Source organism: Paenisporosarcina quisquiliarum (assembly GCF_027563315.1).
GTDB lineage: Bacteria > Bacillota > Bacilli > Bacillales_A > Planococcaceae > Paenisporosarcina > Paenisporosarcina quisquiliarum.
On the sequence record NZ_JAMKBJ010000010.1, the window covers coordinates 93,839 to 113,215 of the forward strand.

At 38.5% G+C, this 19,377-nt stretch carries 13 protein-coding genes; all 13 read right to left on the reverse strand.

Annotated features, from left to right (window positions below):
- Positions 1 to 63 precede the first annotated feature (63 nt).
- Complete coding sequence (locus tag M9R32_RS12150) at positions 64 to 870, reverse strand: YitT family protein (protein ID WP_269927014.1); 807 nt, start codon at positions 868 to 870, stop codon at positions 64 to 66.
- Between the two features lie 377 nt (positions 871 to 1,247).
- Positions 1,248 to 2,723 (reverse strand): MDR family MFS transporter, encoded by a 1,476-nt coding sequence (locus M9R32_RS12155; RefSeq protein ID WP_269926999.1) that lies wholly within the window; start codon positions 2,721 to 2,723, stop codon positions 1,248 to 1,250.
- Between the two features lie 55 nt (positions 2,724 to 2,778).
- Positions 2,779 to 3,396, reverse strand: coding sequence for a TetR/AcrR family transcriptional regulator (locus M9R32_RS12160; protein WP_269927000.1), 618 nt, complete (start codon positions 3,394 to 3,396; stop codon positions 2,779 to 2,781).
- Between the two features lie 181 nt (positions 3,397 to 3,577).
- On the reverse strand, positions 3,578 to 4,744 hold the full coding sequence (locus tag M9R32_RS12165) for a TraB/GumN family protein (RefSeq protein WP_269927001.1): 1,167 nt from the start codon (positions 4,742 to 4,744) through the stop codon (positions 3,578 to 3,580).
- Positions 4,745 to 5,044: 300 nt separating this feature from the next.
- Positions 5,045 to 5,953 carry a plastocyanin/azurin family copper-binding protein gene (locus M9R32_RS12170; protein WP_269927002.1) on the reverse strand — a complete coding sequence of 303 codons (909 nt, stop codon included), beginning with the start codon at positions 5,951 to 5,953 and terminating at the stop codon, positions 5,045 to 5,047.
- 105 nt (positions 5,954 to 6,058) lie between these two features.
- Entirely contained in the window at positions 6,059 to 6,505 is a 447-nt protein-coding gene (locus tag M9R32_RS12175; protein ID WP_269927003.1) for an AraC family transcriptional regulator, read from the reverse strand.
- Between the two features lie 26 nt (positions 6,506 to 6,531).
- Complete coding sequence (locus M9R32_RS12180) at positions 6,532 to 7,539, reverse strand: S66 family peptidase (RefSeq protein ID WP_269927004.1); 1,008 nt, start codon at positions 7,537 to 7,539, stop codon at positions 6,532 to 6,534.
- Between the two features lie 526 nt (positions 7,540 to 8,065).
- Positions 8,066 to 8,905, reverse strand: coding sequence for a DUF2382 domain-containing protein (locus M9R32_RS12185; protein ID WP_269927005.1), 840 nt, complete (start codon positions 8,903 to 8,905; stop codon positions 8,066 to 8,068).
- A gap of 207 nt (positions 8,906 to 9,112) precedes the next feature.
- A complete protein-coding gene (locus M9R32_RS12190) occupies positions 9,113 to 9,895 on the reverse strand; it encodes a YqhG family protein (RefSeq protein WP_269927006.1) in 783 nt (260 codons plus the stop codon).
- A 26-nt stretch (positions 9,896 to 9,921) separates the two neighbouring features.
- A complete protein-coding gene (locus tag M9R32_RS12195; RefSeq protein ID WP_269927007.1) occupies positions 9,922 to 11,454 on the reverse strand; it encodes a DEAD/DEAH box helicase in 1,533 nt (510 codons plus the stop codon).
- Between the two features lie 210 nt (positions 11,455 to 11,664).
- Positions 11,665 to 12,084, reverse strand: coding sequence for a hypothetical protein (locus M9R32_RS12200; protein ID WP_269927008.1), 420 nt, complete (start codon positions 12,082 to 12,084; stop codon positions 11,665 to 11,667).
- Between the two features lie 529 nt (positions 12,085 to 12,613).
- Entirely contained in the window at positions 12,614 to 16,186 is a 3,573-nt protein-coding gene (locus M9R32_RS12205) for an EAL domain-containing protein (RefSeq protein WP_269927009.1), read from the reverse strand.
- 519 nt (positions 16,187 to 16,705) lie between these two features.
- Positions 16,706 to 19,057 (reverse strand): RNA polymerase recycling motor HelD, encoded by a 2,352-nt coding sequence (helD, locus tag M9R32_RS12210; protein WP_269927010.1) that lies wholly within the window; start codon positions 19,055 to 19,057, stop codon positions 16,706 to 16,708.
- Between the last annotated feature and the right edge of the window lie 320 nt (positions 19,058 to 19,377).

The following is a 19,377-nucleotide window of genomic DNA, read 5'->3' on the forward strand; positions in this document are numbered from 1 at the left end:
AGTATTTGTAAGAAAAGACAAGCAAAGTGAACATAACTTTGCTTGTCTTTTTTAGCGTATCCTCTAATTCTTTGCGAATTTCCCATCTACCTCAACGGTTTCAAATATATTGATAAACGCATGTTCATCATGCTTTCGGACTATTTTTTTGATTTGCAATGTTTCATATCGTGTAACGACCATCGTTAATATTTGTTTCTTTTCCTTCGTATACCCACCGTAACCTTCCGAAATGGTCATCCCTCTATAGATGGACTGCAATAAATCATTGCTGATTAAGTGACCTTTTGAAGTGACAATCTGCATTGTCAATTTGACGTGATTAGTGAAAATCGTATCAATCATTTTACCGGTCAAATAAATAGATAATAAGGTGTACAAGGCGATATTCCAGTTGAACACTGCTCCAGAAATCAAAACAATGACACCGTTCATAGCCGTGAGAAGCAGGCCGATACTGACATTACTGATTCGGGAAATCATAATCGCGATAATATCCAGACCACCAGAAGTTCCGGAGTATTTTAAGATAAGGCCGACACCTAGTCCACCTAATCCCCCACCAAAAACAGTGGACAGCAAGATATTGTCTGTCACTTGAACGACTGGCAATAAATATAAAAAGACCGATAGTGAAACAACACAAATCATGGTATTAATCGTAATGGTTTTACCAAGTTTGAAGTAGCCTAACACAACTAAAGGCAAGTTAAATAACAGGTTTAATAAGCCAGTATTAAAAGGGGTAATCAATCCAACCAAAATTGCGATTCCACTAATTCCGCTGCTCAAAATCCCATAAGGAACTAAAAAGAAATTAAAAGCGAATGCCACAATGAGTGAGCCTATGATGACGATCGCGTTTTTCATGAACACAAATACATACCTCCAACTTTTTTCTACATGGTTGCGCTTCTTTTATGTATGAAAGAGCATTGTATCATGGTGATAGCTTAATACGTGAATAATATATTGCCCCGTTACCTTCGTTTTCCTCAGTGAAGGGCGGGGCAATTTTCACTTTTCCTACGAAACCTGCATTTCGTCCAACGAAAATTGGATAGTGTCCAACGAAATCTCATAACATCCAACGAAACTGGCTTTTCGTCCAACGAAATCAATCAATGAAGTGAATTTCAAATCCCACAGTATCGTCACTGTGAAAAGTGTTCTCTGCAGTCTGGCATTTTATACTAGCACTGCATTCATACAAAAAAGGCTGAACCTCTATGGGTCCAGCCAACTTTTTACGATTCTTTAACGGGTACTTGTTTATAAACGCGCTCTTTCTCTTCTTCAGTAACCTGTCTGTTCGGCTTTTTGATAAATAGAGTCAACGCTAACGCCACTACGGCGATAAATGTAGAGATGAAGAACGTATAATTAATCCCTTCCATCATGGAGTTCTTCATTATGTTTACTGGGTCCGCACCACTTTTCGCCAAGTCTTCAGCCGTGGAAGTTGTGCGGGTATTCATAACAGTAATCAATAACGCAGATCCAATCGCACCCGATACTTGTTGCAGCGTATTGTTCATGGCTGTTCCGTGTGGATAAGCTTTCATTGGTAGTGTATTCAAGCCGTTCGTCATGACCGGCATCATCACCATTGAAATCCCGAACATCCGGATTGTATAAAGAAACATAATTTCAAGGTATGTGGTCTCCAAACTCAGTTGACTAAAATAATAAGTTGAAATCACCACAATCGACATACCGGTAATTGCGAGTACTTTTGCTCCGTATTTATCAAACAGTTTACCTGTAATTGGTGACATGAAGCCCATTACCAAAGCTCCTGGCAGCATGAGCAATCCTGAATCAAGAGGTGAAATCCCTTTGATTGTCTGAACATAAATCGGCATGAGAATCATGGCCGAGAACATGGAAATAGATAATACAATCGAAATGGCTGATGATAATGCGAACATCGGATATTTGTAAATCCTGAATTCCAGCAATGGTTCACTTAATTTGAGTTGGCGCAGAATGAATGTGACAAGTGAAACTACACCAATCGTTATGGTGCCTAAAACAATGGCATCATCCCATCCACGTTGTCCAGCAGAACTAAATCCGTATAGAATGCCGCCAAAGCCAAGACTTGAAAAGACTAATGATAGTTTATCCAAAGATAATTCCCGGTTTTGGAACGTTAAATTTTTTAATTTAAAAATCCCTAAAGCAAGCGGAATTAAAGCAACAGGTAAGACAACGTAAAACAACACTCGCCAAGAATAATGTTCAACAATATATCCTGAAAGTGTTGGCCCGATTGCCGGTGCAACGATCATCACTAGACCGAATACCCCCATCGCCGCTCCTCGACGTTCCACTGGAAACGCAGCTAACATTACGTTCATCAACAGCGGCATGATCAGAGCCGCACCTGCTGCCTGAATCATTCGAGCTGCAAGCAGCACACCAAATGTCGGAGCTAAACCGGCAAATAGCGTACCGAGTGTAAATAAGGACATGGCTAAGATGAAAATCGAGCGGTTTGAATAACGCTGTATAAAATACGCACTCGCTGGAATTAAAATCCCGTTCACTAACATATAGCCAGTAACGAGCCATTGTACTGTGGAAGCGTCTTTAATATTCAAATCTATCATAATGGCAGGCAATGCGACATTCAGCAATGTTTGCGTAAAGATTGCCACAAATGCCCCTGTAAATAAAATGGCGATGATGCCATAAGGTGGTTTTTTCTGTTCTGTCATCCTTTTATTCCTCCACACTGTTTAGTCGTTATCTTCATATTTCTTGAAGGCAGGTTCATTTTTGCTTACATAACCCTCGCTTCATCAAATTCACTTCCATCGTATAGTTTTGCATGGACTGTTCAATCGATAAGTCTTTTGCGAATACTTGAATCAGATTCTGGAACGTGACAGCTTTCAAAATTTTAAGGATATGAACGAGTTCGTCCTCATTCTTAATATTTAGTTGATCTTTGTCTACTAGACTAATAACTTGTTTCAGACGCGTATTCAGTTCCTCCTTGCTTACCTCAGGAGTTAACGTGTTTTCTGATTTATAGTTCATGTTCAAAAATGCATTTTTGAAAAACAGGCGTAATTCAACGCTTTGCAAGCTTTTCAGCATCACACGGAAGGATTCAATAAAAGTCTCCATCAAATCTCCATTTTGATTTTCTAATATCGTAATAAATCGTTTTCTTAACCTTTGTGAATATTCGTTCAGTAAGAAATAGTAGAGATCCTCTTTGTCTTCAAAATATTGATAAAAGCTCCCACGCGGTATTCCAGCCTCTTTCACAATATTGGAAATGGACGCTTCAAATAATGGGGCTCTTGAAAATTCCTTCATAGCTGCATGTATTAATGTTTCTTTTTTATCGTTAGGTAAATTGATGAACGTTTGTTTAGGCATTCTCTTACACTCCAATCTGGCAGTTATATGACACTGTGTCACATATCAACAAGTTTTAATTATAGGTGACACGCTGTCACATTGCAATAAAAAGATGACAGCGTGTCATATTCAGACTATTTCTCCATAATAAAAAGAGAAAAGTCAAAAATGACTTTTCTCTTTTATCTCTTTTATTTACTTATAAGTTATTTAAGAACGTTCGAATTACATCCGCCCCGCCGATAAATGTTCCCAGTGAACCCCCTAGGTTAGTAAGGACTACAACCAGAAGCACGCGCGTGACTTTATTGTTCCAAAATCCTTTAATCGAAAACACATCTTCCGAAAGCGTTTCGAAGTCTCCGATATTTGGTTTACGAATATACGCTTGGACGATTCCCGAAACCCATCCTGCTGCAATCAACGGATGCAGCGCTGTAAATGGTGCAGCGACAAATGCGGACAAGACGGCAAGTGGATGGCCAAGAGCAACTGCTGCTCCGATAGCAGCCAGGCTTCCTGTCCACAAAATCCAAGCTAATGCTTGATCGAAGCCTGCAGTAGGATTAGCGATGAACGTATAGACCATTACGGCAACAATCAGCAAAGGAATTGCCCAACCCAGAATTTTTGGAACGATTGATTTAGGCGGCGTTTGTGATAAGGCCTCTAAATCATGTTCCTTATGAATTTCTTTTGTAATACCCGGTACATGAGCAGCACCTAAGACGGCAACAATTTTATTTCCAGGCGCATCCTTGATTTTTTGGGCTAAATATTGATCCCGCTCATCAATTAAAGGTTTTTTTAACTTTGGAAATGCTTCTGTAAATTCAGCTAGAGCCGCGTTCAAGGTATCTTGTGTTTTCATTTTTTCAAGTTCATCTTCCGAAATGGTCTCTTTACTGAAGATACTTAGGAAAATGGCACTGAGTAATTGTGATTTTCCTGAAAAACCGAGATTACCCCATATTCTACTAAAGGTGACTTGAATATTACGGTCAGCCAATACCAGATTGGCCCCCGTCTCTTTTGCTGATTCAATCCCCTGAATCATTTCCTGTCCAGGCTTGATATCAAACTGTTTAGCTAAACGATTTTGAAAAGAAGACACTGCCAAATTCATCAATAACAAGGTGGCTTTCTTATCTTTAATGACTTTAAAAATGTCGGTCTCTTTCCATTTATTGCTGTCCATAACGGACTGGTATCTTTGTTCATCCAACTCAATACAAACGGAATCGGGTCTTTCTCGTTCAATAACTTCTTTAACTTCTTCCGCACTCTGTCTCGATACGTGGGCAGTCCCAATAAGAATCAGTTCTTTCCCATTAAGGCTAATTCGCGTAATATTTTCTTCCGGCATAAGCTACTTCCTTCATAGAATGTATTTCTTCTGCGCAATCCTGAATCTATCAATTACGAAAAGACTGTCTACTCTTAATAATGAATTAGACTACTAGAAATTTCAAATATCTTTTGATAAATTATCGTAGAAATAGGTTGAGGGCATCGCAACTTCAAGTCTTATGTAAAACAAATAGAAACCAATTTGATTAAATATTAATAAGTTGGTTTCTTCATTAGGTGAGTTTTTATTATGTGATTAATAATGTACCTGTGGGATAAGTAAAGCACATGAGATTTTATCCTTAAAATCACATGACTATTTCACGACTAACTTACCAACCATCCCATTTTCTTTATGACCAGGAATTGTGCAATAAAATAGATATGTTCCAACCTCTGTGATTGAAAAAGTAATTTCACTTGTTTGAAGAGGTTCTGCATGCAAATGCAGGACGTTCTCCTTAACCCCATGCTGATGCTTCGTTTCACTCATCATATTAAAAGACACGTCTCTTATTTCTATATCATGTTCTAGATGATCTGAATTTTTCAATACAACTGTAATAGGTTTGTTTTTTTCCACAACCACTTCCTGCGGTGAATAACTCAAGTCAGTTGTTTCAATAACAACCTTTTTAATTTCGGTTTTTGTATCCATAACTTTATCTTCTAGTTGGTGTTCCGGAGAAAGTGAATTAGATTTAACTTTTTCCGTAAATGCATTTCCTATGAATAAAACCCAACCAATCAACAATGAAGTCAAAATGGGTTTAAATAACCCACCTAGATTGTCAATTGTGGCTTTTTTTGACGTGGACAGTATGATCATCCAAAAAATAGTACAGCACGATAGAAGTGAAAATATCTTAATAAACACATTTGCTTGGTCTACCGCAATCATTTCGCCAAGCATCGCTCCCATCATCCCACCCATTAAACCGGACATCATTCCTTCCAGTGATGAAAGTAAACCAAAACACGCTCCGCAGAGGGAACCTGCCAGTATACCGAAACCCATACCTAAAATCGTTGATAGAAATAAATCCCCTTGATACACAGTTCCGAAAGTGATCCCGGCAGTCAATCCAACATTCATTCCCAAGTACATGGAAACAATCATTCCCGACATAGATGAGAAAAAGTTCTTCCTTCTTAACGCTAACAGGATGGTAATCAGGGTTATACCACCGATTAAGACCAACACATACAAATGAAAACCACTCATTTTCAGTACCCCCTTTGGGTACATGCTATGTATAAATGGTCTGAATGATGTAACTAATAATGGGAAAATGAATTCATGTAATCATCTTTTTTAGTTGAAATTCACTTAAGAATGGATCGGCAAGTAAATCATTACCTCTTCATCTTCCCCTTCTATTGGGTGATAAGTCTCCACAATATAAGATTCTAAATCTCTTTTGTATCCTTGTTCTCCTGCCCATTGCAATAAATGTTGATGAAGTTCATCTACACGCGTGACTTTCCCTCTGGTTGCCACATAATCTTTCGTTGTTTCTATATATTCCATTCCTGAAGGCACTTCAGCTATTGAGTCTTGCACAATTAATCCCACAAAATAATGACCTTCTAAGTGATTCATATCACTTTTCGGTTCAAATAAAGCGATTTCAGTTCCGGTATGATGTTGAATTTCGTCCGAACGATTCAATAATTTCTGCGCAAATGCCGGAACTTCATTTCCAAAATTATTAAAGGCTCCACTATTTTTCATACCTACTACTTTAAATGTTTTGTTAACCTTCTCGAATTCCATCATAGCCGCTCCTTAAAAAGGGTATTTTACTTAATCCAAGACTCCATGATCTTCACTTTTCGATTCGTAGCATCCAACTCCACTTCTCGTCCAATTGGTAACGTTAGCATCGGATGTGTATGGCAGCAGTCAAAGTCAGCTAAAATCGGTATATCTGTTTTCGTTTTCCCCATTACTTCGAGCAAAATGTCAGTCGGCGTTCTTCCAGTCCCTTGATTATCAAATAACTCATGTTTCCCTAAAAGTATTCCGGCAACCTTCTCAAATACGCCATTTAATTTTAAAAGATTAAAGTTCTTTTCAACGACAGATGCTGTTTTCATCGTATCTTCTATGAGGAGAATGTCCCCTTGCTGGATAACCGGCATGTAAGGACTTCCCCAAATGCCATACATCGCATTTAAATTGCCACCTACTAACTTGCCTTGTGCGACACCTTCATTCACGCAGACCCATTCATTTGGACGCTGTTCTTTATCACCCGTTTTAACTTCCCAGTTTAATGGTTCATCTGTCCAGATTGGCGGTGTCGGGATGACATAAGGAAGACTTTGTTCTTCTATTAAAATGTCTTTGAAATAATCATATGTATAGTCTAGAAATGGTTCAAATTCTCCGAAAGAAGGTACCAGAGCTGGTCCATAGAATGTTGGTATTCCTGTTTGCGCATAGATTCCTAGCAACACCGCAGTAGCATCTGAGTACCCAATCATGATTTTCGGGTTCGCCTTAAAAGCCTCATAATCAATATACGGTAACAGCGCATTGGAATTCGTGCCGCCGATTGTCGACATGATCATTTTGATCTCAGGGTTTCGAATCAGTTCGTTTAATTCGTCGGCTCGTTCCTGTATGGTCCCCGAACGATAATGATCATGCTTGCCTGTAAGATTTCCTTCAACGATTTCAAACCCTTTGGATTCCAAAAAGCTTTTAGCACGATGATAGCGTTTTGGTGAAGAATACGTGATGGGTGACGAAGGTGAATAAATGCCGATTTTATCGCCTTTTTGCAATCTATTTAATAATGTCATGGAATGGTTCTCCTTTATGATTAACATTTGTACTTAGTAATTCAATAATACGAAGCAACCCTATAAATTCCTTTACTCCGAATGAATCGATAAGTTTGAGTCTGAAATTTATTCCACATTCTTCGTTTAAAACCCTTCTTTCAGTTTTGAAAAGGGCTAAAATCCCTTTAATTCATGATCTGTCCGAGGTATTTTAACATTGAATAATTACATGTTTAATGGAGCAACTTACGGCGTCTCATAAGGCAAGTTAAGTTAGCGTATGAAACAAGGTTTTGTGCTTGATAGTTACTCTTATAAATTTATCGCTCAGATAACGGTGTTTATCGCTCATACTGGGGATTTATCGTTCATATCAGAGATTTATCGCTCATATTGAACACTTTATCGCCCAAAGCCGTCTCACTGACAAGTTTACTTGCTGAACCAAGCGACGCCTTTTTATCGAATTTTAAAAGACAAAAAGACCTCAGGTATGCAACCTGAGGTCTTGCTGATATGACTTTATTAACTTACAAGCTTAATACTAGAATCGGTCTTTATCGCGATTCAATGTATTTGTTGTATCATCGATATCTACTTCTTCATGACGAACATTTTCGCTCACTGTTTCAGTGTCTTGAACTTTACGTTTTCCGATGACGATTTCTTCGGTAACGACATCTTTCTTCGTTACTTCCACTTGTTCTTCTGATACTGGGATATGGATTGTTCCATCTTCCTGGTATGCGTCAGTTGTTGTAAAGTCATCCGTTGAATCAAGACCAGTTTCACGATTCACTGCACGACGCTCTACATATACTTCTTCACGCTCAACTGGAACTTCTACTGTTTGCTCTTCTTCTACTACATGTTTATTAACATTTACTTCACCCGTTTGGACACGAGTTTTATCTACATTCAAGCGCTCTTCGTGCAATTCAATATGTTCTTCTTCCGAACCATCAACACGTGAACGGTCATATGAATTCGTTTCATACGCGTTATCAGACGTGTGAATAGCTGAGTCATCATAATTCCCGAAGTTCGCTCCGTATTCACGGTCTACATATAAAAGAATTTTGCCGTTTTGTACTTCTGAAGAATAATGCTCTCGCTCACGATCATCAAATCCCATGCGATGGTAGCCATCGTTTAAGGAATCTTCACCTAGCATAAATGATTTGAATTTATCCCACCAGCTGCCACCTTCTGTATTAGTACCAACTTCATTTGAACCGCGAACCATTGAAATCTGATCGTCGCGATTTGCCACAACGTACATATCCTCGTCTGAATACCCTTGCGCTTTTAACACATCAATTTGTTGTTGAAGTTCTGTCTCATTATTAAAAACACCATATAATTTATTGTCTCTGCTTTCCATATTTGTCAGCCTCCTGAATTTCTTTAAAATATTTGTTTGTGTTTCTTCTACACTCTAGATACCTTCCTGAGAGATTAATAAACGCTTATCACAGAAACGTAATCTTTGTAATAATGTCAGAAAGCCTTTTGAACACATGAAAACAAGAGAATGAATTACCTCATATATAATAAGGAAGAAGGGACACCCAATTGGATATCCCTTCTCTTAAGTAATATAAAATAATCCACCATTTACAATGTCGAGTTTTATTTTTGTTTGGTACTGCTCGTCCATTGCTTTCTTCTCCATCTCGTAACATTCCGGTTTGTTGTCCATCGCTTCATAAAAATGTTCCAAAACTTGCCTGTCCTTTTGCCATCTACTTTTAGCTTCATCCGCCCAGGTGTGGTCGTCTTGCTGGATAAGGCTTTCGACTGCCGCATCCAATCGCTCGAGGCCGCGCAGCGGTTTAATGATATACATCAAATCAAAAGCATTTTTCGGCATATTGGCATCCAAATCCAACTCACGTATTTCTTCCTGAAAACTGTGTTTCATTTCTCCTGTCATCAAATTAATCCCTAAAGAGTACAGCATTTCTTTCGTCTGATCGCTGAAATACGATACTTTATAGTTCACGCCTAACCACGGGGTTAATATGGGCTGACCGTTGGAATTCTCCGCCACCCGCTCATACATATGCACAAAAGAACCAAGGTCATTGGTTGCTTGAAAGATTTGATTGAGGCGAGGCGAACCAAAGTGCAAGACTTCTCCCTTGATGTCTTCCGTTAATTTGTTTTGATCGGTAATTAACGTGATTTGTGCCGGGCTCGGGACTCCATCTGTATTTTCAATGTATTGCCAGTAGTAAGGGCGGTTCATGATTTTTTTGTCCATATCGATTGTCAATTGAACCGTGATGTAGTGGTCATGTTCTTTCACAATTTGGCAATTGTTTTCTTTGAAAAACCTTATTAAGTACTCGTGTATTTGTTGTGGATACATATGATTCCTCCTCTAGATGATTTTGATCAAATGGATTGTTTAAATGTGGATAAAATACTATCCAGCTCACCCACTGCTTTCTCAAATACATCGATTTTCACATGGAGCAATTCTAAAATATCTTCTTCGATCGTTTGTTCAATGGCCAAGTTATAAATATGCACATCATGTTCCTGTCCCAACCGGTGTACACGTCCGATTCGTTGCTCCAGTTTCATTGGGTTCCAAGGTAAATCATAGTTGATGACGTGATGACAAAACTGCAGGTTAATTCCTTCCCCACCGGATTCAGTTGCAATCAAGACCTGTGCATGGTCTTTAAACAATTGCTTCATCCAGTCCCGTTTACTCGCCTTGAACTTCCCGTTAAAGATAACACTGGTGATTCCTTTCGAATGTAAATACCACTGCAAATACGCTTGACTGGCACGGTATTCGGTAAACAGAATCACTTTATCATTGGCCTCGGTAATAATTTCATAAGCTTTTTCCGCTTTTGCATTGATTTCGAGGGCTACCAGCTTTTGAATGATTTCTTCGATATAGCGAACTACTTTTGGATCCGTGCATTTTTGACGCATTTCATTCAAGGTCAAATACGTCGCTTCCTTACTGCTGCACATCTCTTTTTGCAGCGTAATCATCGTGAACGGACTTGAAAATTCAGGTGAGATATTTTTAAGTTCCAAAATCATATCGTAAACTTCTTTTTCTTGTTGGGTAAACTGAATAGGAATCGTTTGAACTCGTCGGCTGGTCCATTCAATGCCTGTGTCCTGTCTACGATTTCTCACCATCACTTGATTGACCAGCACTTTTAAGAACTCATCATTCTCCCAGTTATGTTTGCTGGCAGAGAATGCCGCTTGAAACGTCTCATAGTCACCGAGGTGTCCGGGTTTTAACAACGATATCAAATGAAATAGTTCAAACAAGTTATTTTGAATCGGCGTGGCCGTCAGTAACAAACAAAACTTTTTCTTTAAATCTTGAACAAACTCATAGTTTTTCGTTTTATGATTCTTCAACTTATGCGCTTCGTCCACGATGATTAAGTCATAGTCCTGCTCATAGATATGTTCTTTATGTGGGCTTCTCTTCGCCATGTCCATACTCATCACGACGACGTTGTAATGATCCAATCCGTAGTTCTTACGGTAAGCAATGGCTGGAATATAAAATTTATGATTCAACTCTTCCACCCATTGATTAATTAAAGAAGCTGGCGCCAAAATTAACGCCTTTTTTACCAAACCCCTGATGAGGTATTCTTTCATAATTAGGCCAGCTTCAATGGTTTTACCAAGCCCCACTTCATCTGCGAGAATCGCTTTTCCGTTCATACGTTCAATCACCGTTTGGGCAACTTCTAGTTGATGTGGCAGAGGCGTCAAGTTTGGTAAGTATTTTGGAGATTGCAAGCCTGTAAAATCAGTAATCAAGTTCGTCTTCACTACGTCATAACTCATCTTATATAACGTCCAGTTATCCCAAGATTCACGATTTTCCAATCGTTCGATAAAGCCTTCTTTCCAAGTAGACGACCTTTCAATAATCATAAACTTCACCTCATACAGCTTTTTCTTTCTTATAAGATGTCCCAAAAAGGATTTGCTATGATTTTTAAATGAAATTTCCTATGTTAAGTACACTTTCACTCAAAAAAGCCAGAATTAAAAAAAGCTGATTGAAGTGGTGACATCACTCCAATCAGCTTTTCCTCTTAATCTCTTAAGTTTACGGTTGATTTGTCTTACCATCGTTATTCGTCATACCCATTTACACTTATACCTTTTTGAAGAAACTACTTCTACCTCGAACGTTCTGATTAATTCACAGATATTATAAAAGGCAAGTATATTCCGTTCTGTTAAACCTCTAAGATCGTCATCATCAATATACACAATTGCATCATCTTTCTTATCGAAATGACGTTTCCCTGAATATAGCGGCGTGTTATTCAAACTACTCAAGCCATTTTTTGCGATATCAAAAGTGGACAACCGGAAAATTGACCCTTCAATATATTCTCTTTCCCATGAAAAAATTAAAACTAAGTCATATTTAGTGATTGCGTGTATTGTCTCTTCCTTTGTTAAGAGCATGACTTCAACCGTCTTCCCAACAAACTCTCGTAATTCTTCCATTGCATGTACTGTCAGTGAAGGTTTTCTCTTTAGTATAAACATACTTTCACCTCTTTCTTATTTAAGAAACAGCAAAGAACCCCATTTTCCCAAAAGAAATTAGTATCTCTTCTCTTTTTTATTAGTTAATTAGTTCCCCAGTATCTCTATTTAGTCTCTTGATTTTTTAAAACTAATGTAAATTTTTAATATCTCATGATGTCAGTACTCTAGTTCGTTTAAAAATTTAGTTTTATCCTTAAAAAACCCAAACTCATTTCACTGGTATAAATTATCTTCTAAATGTTTGCTCTTTGTTGTGTAAATTTATTAAACCTATTATAACCTCTGCCCTTTTATCATACAATAGTACTGTTTTTAATTATTTTTAATTTTACTACAGTTATTTAGTCACTTTAATTAATTAGTTATATAGACCTTCGTTATAAATTAGAAAAAACTTTAAATTATAGGTATTTATATTCACTTTTAGGTTATAAAAATAATAGCCAACTCTAGAAATGAAGTTGGCTATTCCTACATCAGAATTACAGAAAGATTCTCTTACTTTTACTCTTTAAATCTCTGTCCGTCAGGTGTTTTGCAATTGTTTTTGTTTCGTAATATCTCTTTCCACAATGATTAACTGTTGTACTTGACCGTTCGCTGCAACGACCGGCGAGATTTTCGCTTCCAAGTAAATCAATTCCTTCTTTTGGTGAACATAACGATATTGCACAAAAACAGATGTTTCCGATTCCCTAACCTCGTTAAATGCACTTTGAACTCGGGCTAAATCATCTTGGTAGACGAACGAATAGGCAGTTATCCCCTTTAATTGATCCACTTTGTAGCCCTTCACTATTTCACTGGCCGGCGAAGTATAAACAATGATATTATTTTCATCTATTACCGAAATGACATCGGTCGTATTTTCGGCAATTAACCGATAGTTCTTTTCACTATGTTGCAGTTCCTGTTCCACACGTTTTCTTTCCGTAATGTCTACACAAGAAGCGATTACCTCCACTACTTTGCCCTTTCGGAAAACCGGACGTAAAGTCGCAAGATAAACAATGCCATTCCCTTCACCTTCGTAGGTGACATTTTGTTCTCCTCGCCAAGCTCTTTGGTAATATTCTTCTTTTATACAAGCTTTCTCAACAGGAAGAATTTCAGCAAGCTCTTTTCCTATAACCTGCTCCGGAGATAATCCGATTCGGTAAACCAGTTCCCCATCGCACATTGTGTGAATTAATTTACCATCTTTCAATTTGTATTTTAGCGTCATTCCGTTTTGTAAACGAATGGTTTCCTGCAACTCTTGTTTGGCCATTTCCAATTCGCGCTCCAACCATAATCGATGGCTGATTTCACTAGTAAGTCCGTACCTTCTAATAATCTTTTGAAAATCAGGAAATTGTTCTTCTATATTTTCTGCCGGGATCGGCTTACTCAATAAATAACCTTGGACGGCATCGCACAAATTTTGCTGCAGAAAGTCCAAATGCTCTTTCGTTTCCACACCTTCAGCAATCACTTGGATATTTAAGTGATGAGCCATCGATATAATGGTTTTGACAATCGTGGCATTGCTTTGATCTTCATGGCAATCCCGAATAAAGGACTGATCAATTTTCAAACAATCAATCGGAAATTCTTTTAAATACGATAATGAACTATAGCCCGTACCAAAGTCATCGATACTGATTTTCACACCTAATTTTTTCAATGCCTGCAAAGTATTGATCGTTTGCTTTACATCCACGGTCATACTTTCAGTAATTTCTAAATCCAGGTATTTCGCTTCCAGTTTTGTTTCAGCTAATACACGCTCCACAACTCCCACTAAATTACTCTGCGAAAACTGGCGAGAGGATAGGTTGACCGATACCACAATTGGCGGCAAACCAGCTTGCTGCCACGCTTTATTTTGGGCACAAGCCGTTTTCAACACCCATTCACCTATGGGGATAATGAGCCCTGTTTCTTCTGCAATCGGAATGAAATGGAACGGTGAAACCATCCCTCTTTTTGGATGATTCCAACGGATCAATGCTTCATTCCCAATATATTCACCCGTACTTAAATGGAATTGCGGTTGATAATGGAGTATTAACTCATCATTTTCAATCGCTTTATATAAATCCATTTCGAGTTCAAGGTTCTCTCGCGATTTCCCATTCAAATCAGCTGTGTAAAAGTGATAGCTATTATTGCCATGTTTTTTGGCAAAGTTGAGTGCAGAATTAGCCATATCCAATAGACTTTCAGTCGTATTCCCGTCATTTGGGTATAGACTTATTCCGATACTCGGGTTTACATACACGTCTTGTTGGATATTGGTCAACGGTAAGGTGACGGCCTCTAAAATCAATTTTGCAGTTTGCGCTGTCCGCTCATGATCCGTGTTAGGTACAAGAATGACGAATTTATCCTCCTGCCAGCGAGTCAATATATCTCGCTCTCCTAACACCTGCTTGAGTCGTTCACTTACAAGTAAGACTAGTGAGTTCCCGGTTTCTTGACCTACCGTATCTTTAATCGTTTTCAGACGATCCAACTCAAGTAATAAAATAGCTGTTTCTTTTTGATCCTGAACCAACTCTTGTAGCCGTTCATTTAACAAATTGCTATTAGGCAAGCCGGTCAACTGATCATAGTACGCCATACGTTGTATCGTTTCTTCCGATTTTTTGCGGTCTGTAATATCAACAATTGTTCCAATTAGTGCACTTTCACCTTTGTATCTCGCTACAGATCCGTGGACTTCCAGATAAGCCATTGAGCCATCTTTCTTTATTGCTCGATATTCATATCGAACGGATTTTACACCATCGTTAATCCGTTTGGAAATATTTCCGGACACAAGCGGAAGATCTTCGTCAAACACATAATCTTGCAGCTTAAGGTTGTACAATTCCTCCTGGCTATAGCCCAGGATTTCCTCCAGGCGTGGATTAGAGTAGACGATTTTGTGCTTATGATATATATAAACACCCATGATCGATTGTTCGACTAAACTGCGATATTTGGATTCCGCCTCTATCAATGCCTCTTCGGCACGTTTGGCTTCCGTAATGTCATTGATAATGCCGAAAACACCTACAATCTTTTGGTCCACAACAATCGGGATTCCTTTAACCTTTAAATCCTTGCAAAACCCATCCTTATGATAAATCACTGTTTCATAATTAACGGTTGTACCCTCTGCAGCTAAACTAAATTGTTGAATCGTATACTCCAAATAATCCGGATGAATGAGCGATGCGAAATTTTCATGCCTCAATTCTTCAATCGTATAGCCATATAGAACATTTACGGAATTATTAAAGTCGATAAAATGACCTTCTAGATCAAATAGTAAGACAGCTTCTGAATTTTCATCAAATAGTGATTTATAGTATTGTTCATTAACAATTAATCGCGCATTCTGAACTGAAAATTTTACGTCTACATACGAACTGATCAGTACCAAGGCAATCATAAAAATTGCACCGATCCCTATACCCAGTGCCAGCTGAGTTTCTTCAACCGTCTGGAAATGGATCTCATGACCTTGGAACGTGTATGAGAATTTGGTACCATACATTGCCACATAATGCATGGCCGATATGGAGAAGGCCATCAAAGTGCCTCTAACTGTTTTCGTATGAAGGGATAAATGGAATTCTTTTATGCGAGTGTCATAGATGGTTTTATAAAAAATCGCGGATGAAATAAATGCCAGTAGGACAGATACAAAGATACTAAAAGGATGATACGTAAGTGATGCATTCGCGTGAATGGCTCCCATTCCGATATAATGCAATCCAATAAGACTTGTAGCCATAATGCAACAGCCAAATATGAAGTTAACTTTGTTTACTCGATCCTGCGAGACAATCAGTAAAGTAACAAAAGAAGAAAATAAGGTGACAGCCAAGGAAACACTCAAAGTCATAATGTTGTAATGAATAGTTGCCGGCATCATATACGCAAGCATCCCAATAAAATGCAGCGCCCAGATTCCTGCACCCATCGTTAATGAACCAACAATTAACCACAAGATTCTTTTTCGGTTGCCGACACGTGTCATCCGAGCCGCAATATCAAAAACGGAAAAGGATGTTAGCAATATAACGATAAAAGATAATAAAACGAGTAAAATATTATAATTTCCCATTAATGTATGCCCCATAACAACACCCTACTTTTTCTAAGATTTTCACATCATACTTCCGAATAATTCCGCAACATTCTTCGACAAATTTCTCTATTTCTTCCATCATATCAGTGGTTACATAGTCCTGTTAAGTTAAAAATTAAAAATAGTACATATATACTGAATAAATTAATGGAAATTTTAGAACCATCAAAAATTAATAGGATATATGACATAAGAAATAAGCAAAATAATATTCCTCTTTTCCTACTTTGGGAAATTCATGGATTTTCATGAAACCATTTTCATATAATTCGTCGTAATATCCGGCCAAAACTATGAGATCAATCTACTTCAACATCACTTAAAATAAAAAGCGAATCGCTAGTGACTTTGTCACTAGCGATTCGCTCTTTTAAAAATTATTTTTCATTAATCAGGTTTTAGGGTGGCACCACTTATATTATGACAATTTACAAGAATGAGGATTTATACGGGTCCTTAATTTAAATGCTCGTTGCTTGCAACATTCAGGAAAATTCATTTGCAATTGTCGTGTATATTTTGAATAGTTTCTTGCACAGGTACCTCATAAAACGGAGTAGGTTCTCCCAGGCTATAGAGTTGTAAATGGTGCATCGCTCGGGTGCAAACGGTATAGAAGACGCGTCGCAGGCTTTCGTCTCCGTAGACATGCGTCGATGCATCGTACACAATGACTGCTTCAAATTCAATTCCTTTTGATAAATACGATGGGATGACAACTACCCCTTGTTCGTATTCCATGGAGCCCGTTGTCATTAATTTTAATTCGGGAATAGTAGATAGCCCCTCATAGGCATGACTACTTTCCTCAACAGATTTACAAATGATTGCTATGCTTTGGTAGCCGCGTTCTTGCAGCTGCTCTACCTTCTTGATGATCTGTTGATGAAGTTCTTCTGTACTCTCCACTTGTTCTAAGGAAGGGCTCTCTCCTTTGCGTTCGAATGGAATAATTTGATTGCCGTTTGGTATAAGTTTTCTGGTGAAGTCGACGATTGGCTTTGTTGAACGGTAGCTTCGGGCTAGATAAATGACCGTTGTCTCATCTGGTCCGTACAAATTCAATAGAGACTGGAAATCATTTGTTTGACGAGCATGCGCAAAAATCGCTTGATTAAAGTCACCGAGCACCGTCATTCGCGCAGCAGGAAATAAGCGTTTGATAAATCCAAACTGAAAAGGCGAATAGTCTTGCGCTTCATCGATCACCACTTGTTTAATGGAACGATTGGTCTGGAACCCAAGAATTAACTCTTTTAAATAGACGTATGGAGTTGCATCTTCATACAACAGTTTACCTTCATCAATCGTGTCACGTGTTTGTTCACAAATTGCCGGCCATTCTTGAGGCAACTCGTGTGATGAGAAGCGTTGCATGTTTGCAGTGTCTTCAAAAAGCTGTCTGTAAAGCTGTTTGATATCCACAAACTGAAACGCTCGAACTCGTTTTCGCAGAGTGTTGAGTTTTTGACGGACGATTAACTGCGCGAGTTCTTTTGTACTCATATCGTAATCCGCCATCGCCTCTCTTTCATAACCGTGTTTTTTGGCTAAGTACCGATGTGCTTTATGATATTGATCATCGCTTAACAAGTCCATTTTTTCTTGGACCCACGGTTTTTGCCACTCTACTTTCGCCACCTCTGCAATTTGTTTTATGAGCCAATCCCGTAATTTTTCGATTCGATTGAGGAGTCGAAGTGACGTGTGATGTCCATAAAATTGTTCTTCCATTTGTTTTGCGCTCACCATGAGTTTCCCGCGAAAGCGAAGATCCTGAAAACACATCCCAGCGTTTTCTAAAGAACTGCGATAGGTATTGATGGCATCAAAATAGTCTGTCGAAGCTTTCCACTCTATACTGGCCAATCGCGTGCGGTAGGAAGGATCTTTCGTTTTTGTGTAGACATATTCTAATTGATCAAATGGATTCTCCACTTGAAATTGTTGATCCAGTCGTTCATGCAGGTATTGTTGAAAAGTCACTTGGTGCATGTTTACTTCTCCGAGTTCAGGAAGCACATTAGCGACGTAGCTGTTAAACATGGCGTTTGGGGAAAACAAAATGATTTGATCGCTCGTCAGACTATCGCGATAGTGGTAAAGCAAATAGGCAATCCGTTGCAACGCAACCGAGGTCTTGCCACTCCCCGCTGCACCATGCACAATTAACAATTTCCCGTGGTCATGGCGAACGATTTGGTTTTGCTCCTGTTGAATAGTGGCGACAATCGAATGCATCTGCTTATCCGTACCTTTTCCAAGCACTTGTTGCAAAATCTCATCACCAATTGTTAGCGTGGTGTCAAATATCGATTCTAACTTGCCATCACGTATGATATATTGCCACTTATTTTCTAATGTCCCTTCGATGAAGTCTCCTGGAATCATATATTTCGCAGGACCCGGCTGATAATCGTAATACACGCTCGAGATCGGTGCTCGCCAGTCGTAAATGAGAAAATCATCTCCACTTGCATCTTTAAGTGTGGAGATCCCGATATAGATTTGTTCCGGCGAGGATGTGCCGTTTTCTAAAAAATCAATTCGACCGAAATAAGGGATTTGTTGCATGCGATGAAGTGTAGCTAAACGTTTTGAAGTATGGCGATGCAAACTTTGACTGACAGATAATGCTTCCGCTTCTTGACGTAAACCAATAATCGTTTCTAAATAATCGTCAAACGAATCCGTACTTACTTTCACTTCTTCAAAAAAGTGCTTCCGAATGTTGATGACCTCTTTTTTTCGTCGTGCCGTATCTCCATCAAGTGTCTGTATTTCGTTTGAGATGATGTCCATAACACGGTCCAATCGTTGTTGCTCCTGTTGCAGTTCCAGTTTCATCGCAATCGCCCCTTAAAAAGTTTTCTCAAAAAACTTGACTATTGACGAATCGGTATTGTATACTTAAAGTAAGGAAAACTATATCAACTCGTCAATATATGCATATCTTTATAATTTTATCATATACAACAGAACCTGTCACTAGTCGAAACGCTCTTGCAAATCGATTTCTATAGAAAAACCGACCTTAATCTGGACTAACCTAATTTAGTGGGACAATATAAAACACCTTCGAAATGGTACACTTTAAACAAGTACTTATATCGGAGGTGTTTTTGCATGGGCAAAAACGTATATTCAAGCGAAACAAAATGGGCAGT

Bases quoted from the DNA above. Each gene is read 5' to 3' on its own strand.
- M9R32_RS12150 (WP_269927014.1), bottom strand. From the start codon at position 870: ATGAAAAACGCGATCGTCATCATAGGCTCACTCATTGTGGCATTCGCT.
- M9R32_RS12155 (WP_269926999.1), bottom strand. From the start codon at position 2,723: ATGACAGAACAGAAAAAACCACCTTATGGCATCATCGCCATTTTATTT.
- M9R32_RS12160 (WP_269927000.1), bottom strand. From the start codon at position 3,396: ATGCCTAAACAAACGTTCATCAATTTACCTAACGATAAAAAAGAAACA.
- M9R32_RS12165 (WP_269927001.1), bottom strand. From the start codon at position 4,744: ATGCCGGAAGAAAATATTACGCGAATTAGCCTTAATGGGAAAGAACTG.
- M9R32_RS12170 (WP_269927002.1), bottom strand. From the start codon at position 5,953: ATGAGTGGTTTTCATTTGTATGTGTTGGTCTTAATCGGTGGTATAACC.
- M9R32_RS12175 (WP_269927003.1), bottom strand. From the start codon at position 6,505: ATGGAATTCGAGAAGGTTAACAAAACATTTAAAGTAGTAGGTATGAAA.
- M9R32_RS12180 (WP_269927004.1), bottom strand. From the start codon at position 7,539: ATGACATTATTAAATAGATTGCAAAAAGGCGATAAAATCGGCATTTAT.
- M9R32_RS12185 (WP_269927005.1), bottom strand. From the start codon at position 8,905: ATGGAAAGCAGAGACAATAAATTATATGGTGTTTTTAATAATGAGACA.
- M9R32_RS12190 (WP_269927006.1), bottom strand. From the start codon at position 9,895: ATGTATCCACAACAAATACACGAGTACTTAATAAGGTTTTTCAAAGAA.
- M9R32_RS12195 (WP_269927007.1), bottom strand. From the start codon at position 11,454: ATGATTATTGAAAGGTCGTCTACTTGGAAAGAAGGCTTTATCGAACGA.
- M9R32_RS12200 (WP_269927008.1), bottom strand. From the start codon at position 12,084: ATGTTTATACTAAAGAGAAAACCTTCACTGACAGTACATGCAATGGAA.
- M9R32_RS12205 (WP_269927009.1), bottom strand. From the start codon at position 16,186: ATGGGAAATTATAATATTTTACTCGTTTTATTATCTTTTATCGTTATA.
- helD (WP_269927010.1), bottom strand. From the start codon at position 19,057: ATGAAACTGGAACTGCAACAGGAGCAACAACGATTGGACCGTGTTATG.